The sequence below is a fragment of the Lachnoclostridium phytofermentans ISDg genome (assembly GCF_000018685.1).
Taxonomy (GTDB): domain Bacteria; phylum Bacillota; class Clostridia; order Lachnospirales; family Lachnospiraceae; genus Lachnoclostridium; species Lachnoclostridium phytofermentans.
The window spans coordinates 461,415-474,736 of sequence record NC_010001.1; the positions used below are offsets into that span (position 1 = coordinate 461,415).

Consider the following 13,322-nt stretch of genomic DNA (forward strand, 5'->3'; position numbering starts at 1 on the left):
AGAAGAGGCTATACCAACTATATGAAAGATATCTAGTTAAGAAATAGTTTTTTAAGAAAACAAAACAGGTACAAAGTGATTTCATAAAAAAATTTTGAATATCACTTTGTACCTGTTTTCATGTTGATATAATATTATTGGCTAAAATAGCCTATTAAATCTTAGTTGACCAATTACTACAATCGATAACTTTTGTAGCGAAATTTTCATAAAAATCTGGCTCATGACAGATTAATAAGATGCTTCCTTTATATTCGCTAAGAGCACGTTTCAATTCGTCCTTTGCCTCCACATCTAGATGGTTCGTAGGTTCGTCAAGGAGCAAAATATTAGTGTCTCGGTTGATTAGCTTACAAAGTCTAACTTTTGCTTGTTCTCCACCGCTTAATACGCGTACTTGGCTTTCAATGTGCTTTGTTGTAAGTCCACATTTTGCAAGAGCAGAACGTACTTCATACTGTGTCCAGGATGGGAATTCACGCCAGAGTTCTTCAATACAGGTATTATTTTTCGCACCTGTCATCTCTTGCTCAAAGTATCCTTGATAAAGGTAGTCGCCTAGGGTTACATTACCGCTTAAGGAAGGTATAATTCCTAAGATACTCTTCATCAATGTTGTTTTTCCGATACCATTCGCACCTTTTAAGATAATTTTATCGCCGCGCTCCATAGAAAGAGTGATTGGCTGTGATAGTGGTTCATCATAACCAATAACCAAATGCTCTGTCTGGAAGATGTAACGGCTTGCAGCACGAGCTTCTTTAAAATGAAACTCTGGCTTTGGTTTTTCTTTAGCTAGCTCAATAACATCCATCTTGTCTAGTTTTTTCTGACGAGACATTGCCATGTTACGGGTAGATACACGCGCTTTATTGCGGGCAACAAAGTCTTGTAGTTCGCTAATTTCTTGTTGTTGCTTTTTATAAGCAGCTTCTAATTGTGATTTTTTCATTGCGTAAACTTCTTGGAACTTATCATAATCTCCAACATAACGATTTAATTCACCGTTTTCCATATGATAAATAAGATTAATTACACTATTTAAGAATGGAATATCATGTGAGATTAAGATAAATGCGTTTTCATACTCTTGTAAATAGCGCTTAAGCCATTCAATGTGTTCTACGTCCAAGTAGTTTGTAGGCTCATCGAGAAGTAGAATGTCTGGCTTTTCAAGAAGTAATTTACCTAATAAGACTTTAGTTCTTTGACCACCGCTTAGGTCAGTAACGTCTTTATCCAAGCCAATATCGGTAAGTCCAAGAGCTCGTCCGATTTCTTCTACCTTGGAGTCAATAATATAAAAATCATGAGCGTCTAAAAGGTCTTGAATCGTACCGAACTCCTCCATAAGCTCTGCCATCTTTTCATCGGAGGCATCCGCTAATTCATTACAGATGGAATTCATTTTAGATTCTAATTCAAATAAGAAGTTAAAAGCAGATTTTAGTACATCGCGGATTGACATTCCTTTTTCTAGTACAGAATGCTGATCAAGATAGCCAACGCGAACATTTTTTGACCATTCAATCGTACCTTCATCTGGCATAAGTTTATTGGTAATAATATTCATAAAAGTAGATTTACCTTCACCATTTGCTCCGATAAGCCCAATATGTTCCCCCTTTAACAGACGGAAGGATACATCGTGAAAAATCATTCGCTCACCAAAACCATGATTTAGGTTCGATACATTTAATATACTCATTCTGACCTCAATTCTGGCGCTTTAGCGCCTTTTTATAACAATAGTAATCTATAAACAAATTACCGGTTGAAAAATCTCGTTCATTCAACCTAAAGCTCCATATATAACGAATTCAGTAGGTGCAAAACATGTACATTATAGACGATATAGAGGCAAATTTCAAGAGATTTCTCTTTAGCAAGCTTGGGCTATAGTAACATTTTTGTTAAATTATTAAGTTTGAATTATTAAAAATTTAATGGGATATTAATGAAACCATCATTTACGGGAGATTCTAGTTGTGATAGAATGTTTTTTATTAAAGGAGATAACATATGACAATACAAGAATTTTTAAATCAATTAAGAGATAGCTTGGATGGCGAACTCCCTTACAATGAAATTGTTTCTAATATAAATTATTATAGAGATTATATGAATTCGAAAAAGGGGGAGCAGTCGGAAGAAGAAATCACTGCGGGTCTAGGTGACCCTCGTCTGATTGCAAGAACTATTATTGAAACTTATCAGATGAATCATGATAATAAAGTACATTATCAATCTTATAGCTATTCTGATGGAGGGAATTATCAATCTACGAATTCCTCAAATACTAATTATGATCGAGATAGAGACAGAAAGAAAGAACGGGACCATTCCGTATTTAAGACAATAGGTATTCAGGGTTGGCTTGGTTGTCTGGTTAGTTTAATTATTTTATTTATTGTATTAGGTGCTGTATTCTGGATTGGTGCTATTGCTTTTAAGGTATTTATAAGATTTGTACTTCCTATTATTTTAATTGTTGCAGGAATTTCTTATCTTAGCAATCGATTTAAAAAGTAATGAGGAGAAATTTAGTAATCATGAAAAATTGCAAAAAAGCAAGGCAAAGTACGAATCTCGGACTTTTCCTTGATATGAAAAAATGGAGTATTGCAAATCAGCTAATTTTAGCTTTTTGCGATACTCCATCTAAATATTGGATGATTAAAGTGGTAGAATTGTCTTTTTATATTCCTCATTTATAACTTGTGCAACGGAATTATAAATTGCAGAGAGTCCACAAAATATACCAACATAACCTGCAATGGTATGAATACTGTGTGAATCTGTAAAATTAGCTGCAGCTAATAAGAAAAATAATAATGCTAATGAACCAAATACAATACGTGATGCTATATTATGTTTCAAGGTACCGATAAACATAAACAAGGTAAAAATCCCCCACAGAAGTAGATAATATCCAAGGCTGATAGAATCAGAAGAAGCTATAGACTTGGTTGGATTCATCCAGATCAGTATGAGTGACCACCAAAAGAATCCGTAAGCTGTAAATGCGGTGGCTCCAAACGTATTATTTTTCTTAAACTCCATAATACCAGCTATTATTTGAGCTGCTCCTCCGAGAGCAAATCCCATTGCTACGGTAACAATGGATAGCGGTATAATACCTGCATTATGTAGGTTAAGTAAACAGGTTGTCATTCCAAATCCTAGCAAACCAAGTGGAGCTGGATTGGCAATCGTTGCTTTTGTTTCTGTTGACATAGTGTCCTCCCATTAAGTTGTTAAGGTGATAATTAAACATAGATTGCTATTGTAGCATGAGATTTACTAAATTGCAATTAGGAAAATTAGATTATGGCCATAGATCATAAGAAGTATAAAAAAAGTGAAAGATCTGAATCAAGGAGGGGTATATATAAAGTGAAAGAGTTGAATCAAAGAGATATATATAATGAAGATCTGAATCAAAGAGAGATATATATAAAGTGAAACAGCCAGTAGGGGAGCTACCGGCTGTTTCGTTGAGGGGAGTATAAATAATTAATAAGGGGTTATATAGCGTATCAAAATTATGTAAGCTTGCTAAGTAGTTTCCTACTTACTTCGTATTCATAATTACTGATACAATTTCAATGATACTACATAAAAAGGGAAAAATCAATAGATAAATAAATCTTTTTTTAATTTTAGAACTGCTAAATATTTCCTTAATAGAATAAAAATGAAAAAGATAGAATTGTGTATTATTTTGTAAGAGATGATAAGAAATAATAAGAAATAATAAGAAATAAGGGTTAAAATCTAATCCTCATCAATGAATAAATATCAAAAGATTAGACATACTAACTCATGTAGTTATAATAAATAATTTTTAATAGGAGGACATACTATGTCATCAGAAAATAATAGCAGAAATGCAAACAGCAATAATGCAAACAGCAATAATACAAACAGCAATAATACAAACAGCAATAATACAGGTTCTAATAAGAATTCTCAGAATTCCCAGAACGCACAAAATACTCAGAATACCTCAAAAAATTATTCTGGTAGCTCCAAGAATACACAAAACAATCAGAACTACAGATAGTTATCAATAAACAAATATTATTTTGTAGGACAGAGAGTTTCTTATAAAAAATTTTTATAAGAAATAATTGTAGTGTGTATTCTATTTATTTTGCCTAGGATGTAGTATTGTAAGACGATAAATCTTATTTTACTACATCCTAGGCATTTTTTTGTCAGTATGACACCTAAAACAATCACCATTTCAGTCGAATGGAATACTATATTGTAGAAAGTTTTTTCTTTGTATTCTATAACAAAGGCGGTGTATGGTATGTATTTTGAAGGCGTGCGGTTAGATGAAATTAGCCGTTATATTGATAGAAAGGATGCTATAATTGTAGACTTAAGAAAAAAAGAAGATTATGATAAGGGTCATATTCCAAACGCTGTTAGTGTACCATATACTTCGTCAGAGGAACTTGCAGAAAAAGTTAGATATTTTAAAGTGATTATTTTATATTGTTACCGAGGAAATTTAAGTATGTTAGCAGCGAGAGATCTTAGCGGGATACAAGGAAAGGTTTATCATATTTGCGGAGGTATTCATGCCTATCCGTATCGTTTGGAACGTTAGTGATATAATTACATTGACTGAAAGAGAAAAGAGAATTACAATGAGACCAGTGGTTTTTAGAAAATCAACGAAAGCAGTGGAATTCTCGACTGTTTTAGTTGGTTTTCTATGCGCTATTTATAGCGTATTGTTTAAAACAATTGGAGGTTAGAATGAGTCGATACGAATATATTGCTCCATGTCATTTTGGTTTGGAGGCAGTACTGAAGCGAGAAATTACGGATTTAGGTTACGAAATCGTCAGTGTAGAAGATGGACGAGTTATTTTTGCTGGAGATGAGACCGCAATCTGTAGAGCGAATATGTTTTTAAGAACAACAGAAAGAATTCTTATAAAAGTAGCGAAATTCAAAGCGGAAACCTTTGAAGAATTATTTCAAAATACAAAGGAGGTTCCATGGGAACAGTACATTCCTAAGGACGGTAAGTTCTGGGTCGCAAAAGCTACATCAATTAAGAGTAAATTATTTAGTCCTACCGATATTCAATCTATTATGAAAAAAGCTATGGTGGAAAGATTAAAGGGCGTATATAAGGTGGAATGGTTCGAGGAGAGTGGTAATGAATATCCTGTCCGTGTTACCTTTATGAAAGATGAGATTACCATTGGTATTGATACATCTGGTGTATCACTTCATAAAAGAGGATACCGTAAGCTAATATCCAAGGCGCCAATCACAGAAACTTTGGCAGCAGCACTCATTATGTTAACTCCATGGAATAAAGACTGCGTATTAATCGATCCATTCTGCGGTAGTGGTACATTTCCTATCGAAGCAGCCATGATTGGAGCTAGAATAGCTCCTGGTCTTAATCGTTCCTTTTTAGCGGAGAATTGGACGGATTTGATACCAAAGAAGGCATGGTATGAAGCAGCAGAAGAGGCAAATGGTATGATTCTTCATGACATCGAAATGAATATCCAGGGATATGACATTGATGGAGAAGTAATTAAGGCTGCAAAGCAAAATGCTGAGGTTGCAGGAGTGGATCAATACATTCACTTTCAAAAACGTTCTGTTAGTGAGCTTAGCAGTCCGAAAAAATATGGGTTTATAATAACTAACCCACCATATGGAGAGCGTTTGGAGGATAAATCAGCAATGCCTCCTATTTATCATGAGATTGGACAAGCAATGAAACGCTTAGATACTTGGTCTAGCTACTTAATTACAAGTTATGAAGATGCTGAAAAACACATTGGACGTCAGGCTGATCGGAATAGAAAAATCTATAATGGTATGTTAAAAACTTATTTTTATCAATATATGGGTCCAAAACCACCGAAACGTTAAGAGTCTAATATAAAAAAGTAAAACAAGGACTGAGGTATAAAGTTCTCCATCTTCCAATGAGAAGAGACTTTTTGCCACAGTCCATTCTTTTACTTAGATATGTTTTGTTACCCAATCTTCGATATCTTTCATAATTTCTTCTGCATTCAATTCATTTAATAACTCGTGTCTACAATCTTTATACATAATACAATCTACCTTTTGAAAACCCAAACGCTTATGTAACATAAATAATCGCTCTACATCTTTACCATAACGACTGACTGGATCTTTCGTTCCACTTGTAAAAAGGATTGGTAAATCTTTACGAACTAATTTTATTCGTTTTGGCAACCCTGCATGGTAATCTAAGTTAGCAAGATCCTCATAGAAACTTATGCTGCATTGAAATCCACAGTACGGATCATGAATATAGGCACCAACATTCGGATTATTACGAGATAACCAATCAAAATTAGTACGTTCAGAAAGAGAGGTGTAGTGTTTCGTTTCAAACATTTGTTTATTTAAGAAGGGGGAATAATGTCTTGCGCCCTTAAATTTCTTTATTGTATGTGCACATGCAATACCAATTCTCGATTTAGTTCGTGGATTAAAAGCTGTTCCTATTAAAACAGCACAATCTAAGTCTTTAAAAAATTGCAGTACATTTCTTGATACCAGAGAACCCATACTATGTCCAATTAAGATTAATTTGTTCGTACGGTTATTTTCTTTTAGATAAGTTAAGACGTTTAGAGCATCAGAGATTAATAACTTATACCCATCGTCATCCGCTATATAGCCAAGGTCCTCAAGTTTCTGATCCATACCATGACCTCTATGGTTATATCGATAAACGTCATAACCACAACTGTTTAGATAGTCAGTAAAAGTTTGATAGCGCTTATGGTGTTCTGCCATACCATGAAGTAACAATATAGTACCTTTTACAGGCTCTGTTTGGCATAACTGAGGATAAAGAACTGTTTCATATCCATCTTTTTGAACTACAATAGTACTTGTTGCTTTCAATTCAAGATCTCCTTTCTTACCTAGGAAATTAGTAGCATAAAAACATAGAATACGTACTTTGTCTACTTATTCTATTATAAGTTGATTATGAAAAAAAGGCAATAAAATCCTAGTAATTTACTTACGGATAATAATAATTAGAAGGTATAAGAGAAAAAAATGGAATGAAAAGAATTTATGTTTAATATAAAAAAATGTTAATGAAAGCGGTTTCATGCCGATATATAGATAAAGTTAATTAAATTAGCTATTTATAGTGTTAGGAGGAACAAAAGTGCCAGAAGATAGGATATTGAAGCGCGCAGCAGCTTACAGTGTTTTGCTCATGGCCTGTGTATTACTAATTCCTTTTGTACTTAAACTAGAAAAGGGAAAAGTAACGTACGCTGGTGTATTTCCTATGCTTCCAACAACGATTTCTACTATGCTTCCAATCGGTGAGAAAGAAAGTTTAAAATACCTATCACATCAAGAGGATTCTGACTGCAAACAAAATATCAAGCAGCAGATACCTGGTGGTATTTCAGAGAATTTAAAGGAAAGGCTAGGTAATAACTTTATTGTAGTAGAAAAGCCTTGTCATTTATCAAATTCTGCTATGGTTGAATTAATCGATGAGGCCGTGGATCGAAAAATCCGTTTTATTATTACAGATTCTTATGAAATAAAGATAGAAGATAACCAAATTCATCGAATGTATCAAGGTAACTATTATAAAGGAAAGCCAGAATCTGAGGCTCCAAAAGCAACAACGGTTCCTGAAAATCAAAAAGAGCAATTGGTGGAGAATCAACCTCTAACTTCTGCATCAGCAGGAAAAGAAAAAGTAGATAGCGTTACTTCAGACAATACCAAAGATACAGCCAGTAACCAAGCTTCAACGACTGGATCAAACGAAAGTTCACCGGAAAAAGAGGAATCAGAGAGTATAACTTTCACTGATTGTATAAAGAGTATTCAAATAAACAGTTATGCTTATCCTGATAATGAGAGTTTTAAGACCGAGATAACATTGGAATTAGACAAAACCTATGCTTATGTATTATTTGAGGACGATCACAACTACTATATTTCCCTAGTGCGTCCGAAAGATATTTATGATAAAATCATTGTTGTAGATGCTGGACATGGTGGATATGATTCTGGAACTTACTCAAGGGATTTCGTTTACCATGAAAAAGATATGAACCTTTCTATGGTACTAGAGCTAAAAAAATTATTAGACAAAGAGGACATTAAGGTTTATTATACCAGAACCACGGATCGTGGACTTACTCTAAATCAGCGAGTAACCCTGGCTAATGATGTGGAAGCAGACCTTTTCTTAAGTTTTCATTGTAATGCGAATGAGGAACGTGGTGTACACGGTACAGAGGTGCTTTATAATGAGAAACAAAATGATTGGACGAGGATGAATTCCAAGAGCTTTGCAACTCTTTGCCTTGAGGAAGTTTTGAATGAAATTGGTTTAGAAGATAGAGGATTGGTTCCACGTAGCAAAGATGTGTATATCGTAGGTGAAGCAAATGTACCAGTTGCATTAGTAGAAGCTGCATTTATGTCAAATCAAGGAGACCTTAACTTCTTAGCTAGTAAGGATGGAAAACAAAAGGTTGCGAAGGGTGCATACAATGCGATATTATCTGCTTATAAGGAATTAGAGCAGGAAGATAAGGGACAAAAGACAGTAATGAGATAAGTGTGAAAGAACAAAGTTCTTTCACACAGAAGTTTGTGCCTGCGTCGTCCTCGGCACAAACTTCCGGCCTACTACTAAGCAGGCATGGTTTCAAGTGTGAAGAGAATTTCTAAGGCGCTAAAAAACACCGCCTAAGAAATTCTAAAACTTCACACTGGTTCATGCTTCTTTTTTATGACAAGGAAAAGTTCGCGAAGCGTACTTTCCCTTATATATGCTTGTGCTATATCTTGTGCAGATGCGATATTTAATGGGTGTTAGATATTAGAATAGAATTTAAAAAGTAAGGAAGCTAACGATGAGAAAGATTATTTTTGCAACATCCAACGAAGGAAAAATGAGAGAAATAAGGATGATATTAAAAGACTTGGATTATGAAGTAGTATCCATGAAAGAAGCTGGAATAGATATTTCAATTGAAGAAACCGGAACAACATTTGAAGAAAATGCTATAATAAAAGCAAAGACAATTATGGAAATGACGGGAGAAATTGTTTTAGCTGACGATTCTGGATTAGAAGTTGATTATCTTGAGAAAGCTCCTGGTGTTTATTCAGCACGTTATCTAGGAGAAGATACCTCCTACGATATTAAGAATAATCATATCTTATCTTTGCTTGAAGGCGTAGCAGAAGAGAAACGTTCCGCCCGGTTTGTATGTGTCATTGCATGTGCTTGGCCTAACGGAGAAATTAAGGTAAAAAGAGCAACCATTGAAGGAAATATCGGATATGAGATAGCTGGTGAAAATGGATTTGGTTATGATCCAATTTTTGTTGTGCCAGAATACGGTTGTACTACTGCAGAATTAACTGCAGAGCAAAAGAATACAATTAGTCATAGGGCAAAAGCGTTAAATGCAATGAAGGAAGAATTATAGGTTTAGGAGAGCGCGCATGAATATACTAATTGTAAGTGATTCCCATGGAAGATATACTAATTTAGAGAGAGCTATAAAAAAAGTTTCTCCTATTGACATGCTAATTCACCTTGGAGACTATGAGGGTGATGCATCCTATATCAAAGAGATAGCTGACTGCCCAGTTGAGATGGTATCCGGAAATAATGATTATTTTACCGACATACCACGTGAAAAATTTTTAGAAATCGGGAAATACTATGTAATGTTAACCCATGGACATCGGTATGGAGTAAATTATGGGACAGAGCAACTAAAAGAAGCTGCTGTATTAAATGGCGCAGATATTGTAATGTTTGGACATACTCATCAACCATTGATTGACTTGAAAGATGATAGCCTCGCTGTCATTAACCCTGGTAGTATTACACAGCCTAGACAAGCTGGACGAATACCAACGTTTATCCTAATGGAGATTGATTCAAAAGGAGAAGCGCATTATACACTGAATTACATTGAAGATAGCCTATAAGATATCACGAAATAGCAAGTGGTATAAACTGGATGAAAAATCTTATAAAAAAAGTGTTGACATTCACCTTTTTGTCATATATAATAACTCTTGCGTCTGACAGAGAACACTTCTTAAAGATGCGCAACAGAATATGATGTGTGGTTTTATTTACCGGGGTGTGGCTCAGTTTGGCTAGAGTGCTTGATTTGGGATCAAGAGGTCGCAGGTTCGAATCCTGTCACCCCGATTGAATAGCAAAACACGCATGCGGGTGTAGTTCAATGGTAGAACACTAGCCTTCCAAGCTAGATACGTGGGTTCGATTCCCATCACCCGCTTGATGTTTGGCATAACATCGAAAACATATGCTAAATGTGCTAGTAGCTCAGTTGGATAGAGCATCGGCCTTCTAAGCCGGTTGTCGGGGGTTCGAATCCCTTCTGGCACATTTTTTCTTTCTAAAAGAAAAAATTTGTGGTGGGTATAGCGCAGTTGGTTAGCGCGCCAGATTGTGGCTCTGGAGGCCAAGGGTTCGAATCCCTTTATCCACCCTAGCAACAATGAGTTGTAAATATTAATTCTTTTTATAATAAAAGATTTTAATAGTGGGCTATCGCCAAGCGGTAAGGCACAGGACTTTGACTCCTGCATTCGCTGGTTCAAATCCAGCTAGCCCAGCTGCTAAGTGATTAGCAAAGATGGGATATTAGCTCAGTCGGTAGAGCACTTGACTTTTAATCAAGGTGTCCCGGGTTCGAATCCCGGATGTCTCATGACAGAGCTAGAAAAAATAACTCTGTGGGAAAGAGCAATAAGAATTGCTAATACATGCGGATGTGGCGGAACTGGCAGACGCACTAGACTTAGGATCTAGCGGGCAACCGTGCAGGTTCAATTCCTGTCATCCGCATTAGTTTTTCTTTGTGTATTTCCTAGAAATACATACTTTCCAAAAAAAGATGGCATGTCTTTTATATTGCCTCGGGGTGTGGCTCAGTTTGGCTAGAGTGCTTGATTTGGGATCAAGAGGTCGCAGGTTCGAATCCTGTCACCCCGATTACTTAAATATCGTAAATGGTAAGAGGCGAAAGCCTCTTTTTTTCTGCTCAGCGCTAAGTATTGGGTGAAGTTTCAATGGAATTCGTCTGATACAAGGCGCAGAGCTATTTTTTATCTTGAATAAGTATCTTAGTTTCTCTTGTTGGATAGTGAATCCTATCAATTCCAGTTATTATCTGATATAATAAAAGATGGTAATTATTTTGTAATACAGTAGTATGCCAATTAAGGAGGTTTTATTATGGCAAAAGTATATGTATTTTTAGCAGATGGATTTGAAGAAATAGAGGCTCTCACTGTAGTAGATTTACTACGTAGGGCAGGAGTTGATGTAACTACAGTATCAATAACTGAAAATAATCTTGTTCATGGGGCTCATGGAATTGATGTTATGGCCGATATATTATTTAAGGATGATTTATCAGAAGCTGATATGCTGGTTCTGCCTGGCGGTGGATTAGGCACAAGAAATTTATTAGACCATGAAGGACTTAAGGATTTACTTATAGACTACGAAAAAAAAGGTCGTTACTTAGCGGCAATTTGTGCAGCCCCATCGATATTAGGGACGCATGGATTATTGAAAGGAAAACGTGCAATCTGTTATCCGGGATTTGAGGATAAACTTACAGGTGCTGTTGTAACGAACGATAAGGTTGTCGTAGATGGGAAAATTATTACGAGTAAAGGAGCTGGTACTTCAATAGAGTTTTCTTTAGAGCTAATAAAGATTCTTTGTGGAGAGGAAGCATCCAACCAGATATTAAACGGAATCCAGTATCAGTAGTAACTAGTAGTGATAGGCCAAGGATGGCGAAAATCAGTTGTTTTAGAGCTTGTTATATTTAAGTATTCGTTATCCTTAGTACAAACTTCATATGCGCATGGTAAGTGCAGGAATGGGGGATAAGATGAAAGAAATAAAAGAGGAATACAGTTATATTGTTAGTAGGAACAAAGAATCAGAGCATAAGAGTAGAGTAAAAAAAGCAATTGCGATTTTTGCTACTTTAAGCTTTCTTGTAGGAGCGTTTCTACTGTTTGACCAATTAGCGCCACGGATTGCATTCTCAAAGGAAGAGGATACGGAATCAGTAGATCAAGCTAATGTGAAATCAGTCAGAGAGATTTCCCTATTGGATAATAAAGAAGTAACAGTGCCCGCCGCTTTAACGAAAATAGAGCCTATTACAGAAGGTACAATGGTGAATATTATATTAGATTATGCTAATGATAAAATTACTGTTAAGCCTGGTACTTCAACTAGTACAAAACTATATTTCTCACAAGATAAGATGAAGACATGGGAAAAAATGACTGGTAATAACGTTAATAATGGTCTTGATATTGATTTATCGATTTTTTTAAAAACATCCGATAATACAATTTATTTTAAAGGCGATAAAGACAAAGCTATTGCTGCGGTTACTTTACCGAAGGAAGATAAAGACTTTAAGGTAAGCTATTATGTTGAAAATGGGGCTGGTAAATTAAAATTTGAGAACCAAACAAGGCTTGTTGAATATCGTAAAGGAGCTAATGGAATATGGACTCAATGTGATAGTAACTTAGTTTTATCAAGTTATGAGATTACCGGATACACCTTACAATTCCGTCTAAAAGCAACAACAGCTGAAAGAGCAGGAAAAATTGTCAATGTTAAGATTCCAAAACGTGAGGCACCTCCAAAGATTACTATAGACTATTCAAAAATGGAGGTATCTGGACTAAAAGCTGGCTCTACCATGTATCAAAAAAATGGAGAATCAGCATTCAGGCTATTTGCACCAGCAGATTCAAAAGTAAAGACCTTAAGTCTTTATGATTTATTATTTACTTCAACCGTTGCACCAAATACTCAATTTTCAGCAGTCAGCATTGAGTTTTATACTGCAGGTTCAGACAAGAAAGTTGCCAGCTCTACTGTTGTAGTGGAGTTTCAGGCGCAGCCAGCAGCGCCAACTGGTAATGTTGTTACTTTAGACAAAACCACAGTGACATTTCCAGCGGCTACGAAGACTGCTCCTTACGAATATGTAGTTCTTCATCAGGGTGAAAATTTAGACTTATCTAAAGTAAAATGGACGAAAGTGACAACAAATAAACCATTTGAAATTAAAAAAGTAGGAAAAGCAACACCTGCACCGCATGATGTTATCTACTTTAGACTTGCATCTACTATTGATAAAGAAACTAAGGTAGTAACACCTGCTTCTGTGTACCTAAAAATTGAAATTCAAAATGTACCAATTACGAAATAA

12 protein-coding genes and 8 tRNA genes are annotated in these 13,322 nt (G+C 35.4%); 17 read left to right on the top strand and 3 right to left on the bottom strand.

Annotation, left to right across the window (positions count from 1 at the left end; translation table 11 throughout):
* Nucleotides 1-154 precede the first annotated feature (154 nt).
* The gene (locus CPHY_RS01995; protein WP_012198392.1) at nucleotides 155-1,708 is read right to left on the bottom strand and encodes an ABC-F family ATP-binding cassette domain-containing protein; all 1,554 of its coding nucleotides are present in this window, start codon (nucleotides 1,706-1,708) and stop codon (nucleotides 155-157) included.
* A gap of 314 nt (nucleotides 1,709-2,022) precedes the next feature.
* Here CPHY_RS01995 and CPHY_RS20490 point away from each other — a divergent pair, with 314 nt between their 5' ends.
* Nucleotides 2,023-2,532 (top strand): DUF1700 domain-containing protein, encoded by a 510-nt coding sequence (locus CPHY_RS20490; protein WP_012198393.1) that lies wholly within the window; start codon nucleotides 2,023-2,025, stop codon nucleotides 2,530-2,532.
* A 144-nt stretch (nucleotides 2,533-2,676) separates the two neighbouring features.
* Here CPHY_RS20490 and CPHY_RS02005 read toward each other — a convergent pair whose 3' ends face one another.
* A complete protein-coding gene (locus CPHY_RS02005; RefSeq protein ID WP_012198394.1) occupies nucleotides 2,677-3,237 on the bottom strand; it encodes an acetate uptake transporter in 561 nt (186 codons plus the stop codon).
* 628 nt (nucleotides 3,238-3,865) lie between these two features.
* Between CPHY_RS02005 and CPHY_RS02010 the strand changes: the two genes are divergently transcribed.
* The 3 genes from CPHY_RS02010 to CPHY_RS02025 all read left to right on the top strand — a co-directional run bounded on the left by CPHY_RS02010 (nucleotide 3,866) and on the right by CPHY_RS02025 (nucleotide 5,916).
* Nucleotides 3,866-4,066, top strand: coding sequence for a hypothetical protein (locus CPHY_RS02010; protein ID WP_041703088.1), 201 nt, complete (start codon nucleotides 3,866-3,868; stop codon nucleotides 4,064-4,066).
* A gap of 252 nt (nucleotides 4,067-4,318) precedes the next feature.
* Complete coding sequence (locus CPHY_RS02015) at nucleotides 4,319-4,621, top strand: rhodanese-like domain-containing protein (RefSeq protein ID WP_012198395.1); 303 nt, start codon at nucleotides 4,319-4,321, stop codon at nucleotides 4,619-4,621.
* Between the two features lie 152 nt (nucleotides 4,622-4,773).
* On the top strand, nucleotides 4,774-5,916 hold the full coding sequence (locus tag CPHY_RS02025; RefSeq protein WP_012198396.1) for a THUMP domain-containing class I SAM-dependent RNA methyltransferase: 1,143 nt from the start codon (nucleotides 4,774-4,776) through the stop codon (nucleotides 5,914-5,916).
* A gap of 93 nt (nucleotides 5,917-6,009) precedes the next feature.
* Here the strand turns inward: CPHY_RS02025 and CPHY_RS02030 are convergent, their stop codons facing one another.
* Nucleotides 6,010-6,930 carry an alpha/beta fold hydrolase gene (locus CPHY_RS02030; protein WP_012198397.1) on the bottom strand — a complete coding sequence of 307 codons (921 nt, stop codon included), beginning with the start codon at nucleotides 6,928-6,930 and terminating at the stop codon, nucleotides 6,010-6,012.
* 274 nt (nucleotides 6,931-7,204) lie between these two features.
* Between CPHY_RS02030 and CPHY_RS20495 the strand changes: the two genes are divergently transcribed.
* From CPHY_RS20495 to CPHY_RS02095, 13 genes are all read left to right on the top strand, one after another.
* Nucleotides 7,205-8,629, top strand: a complete 1,425-nt coding sequence (locus tag CPHY_RS20495; RefSeq protein ID WP_012198398.1) for an N-acetylmuramoyl-L-alanine amidase — start codon at nucleotides 7,205-7,207, stop codon at nucleotides 8,627-8,629.
* A 298-nt stretch (nucleotides 8,630-8,927) separates the two neighbouring features.
* Complete coding sequence (locus CPHY_RS02040) at nucleotides 8,928-9,509, top strand: XTP/dITP diphosphatase (RefSeq protein WP_012198399.1); 582 nt, start codon at nucleotides 8,928-8,930, stop codon at nucleotides 9,507-9,509.
* Nucleotides 9,510-9,525: 16 nt separating this feature from the next.
* Nucleotides 9,526-10,020 carry a metallophosphoesterase family protein gene (locus CPHY_RS02045; RefSeq protein ID WP_012198400.1) on the top strand — a complete coding sequence of 165 codons (495 nt, stop codon included), beginning with the start codon at nucleotides 9,526-9,528 and terminating at the stop codon, nucleotides 10,018-10,020.
* Between the two features lie 154 nt (nucleotides 10,021-10,174).
* Nucleotides 10,175-10,249 (top strand) — tRNA-Pro (locus CPHY_RS02050).
* Between the two features lie 20 nt (nucleotides 10,250-10,269).
* Nucleotides 10,270-10,340: transfer RNA gene (locus tag CPHY_RS02055), tRNA-Gly, on the top strand.
* A gap of 36 nt (nucleotides 10,341-10,376) precedes the next feature.
* Nucleotides 10,377-10,450, top strand: a tRNA-Arg gene (locus CPHY_RS02060).
* A 29-nt stretch (nucleotides 10,451-10,479) separates the two neighbouring features.
* Nucleotides 10,480-10,553, top strand: a tRNA-His gene (locus tag CPHY_RS02065).
* A gap of 55 nt (nucleotides 10,554-10,608) precedes the next feature.
* Nucleotides 10,609-10,680: transfer RNA gene (locus tag CPHY_RS02070), tRNA-Gln, on the top strand.
* A 22-nt stretch (nucleotides 10,681-10,702) separates the two neighbouring features.
* Nucleotides 10,703-10,775 (top strand) — tRNA-Lys (locus CPHY_RS02075).
* Between the two features lie 57 nt (nucleotides 10,776-10,832).
* Nucleotides 10,833-10,912, top strand: a tRNA-Leu gene (locus CPHY_RS02080).
* Between the two features lie 72 nt (nucleotides 10,913-10,984).
* A tRNA-Pro gene (locus CPHY_RS02085) sits at nucleotides 10,985-11,059 on the top strand.
* 243 nt (nucleotides 11,060-11,302) lie between these two features.
* A complete protein-coding gene (locus tag CPHY_RS02090) occupies nucleotides 11,303-11,848 on the top strand; it encodes a DJ-1 family glyoxalase III (protein WP_012198401.1) in 546 nt (181 codons plus the stop codon).
* Between the two features lie 124 nt (nucleotides 11,849-11,972).
* Nucleotides 11,973-13,322 carry a hypothetical protein gene (locus CPHY_RS02095; protein ID WP_041703091.1) on the top strand — a complete coding sequence of 450 codons (1,350 nt, stop codon included), beginning with the start codon at nucleotides 11,973-11,975 and terminating at the stop codon, nucleotides 13,320-13,322.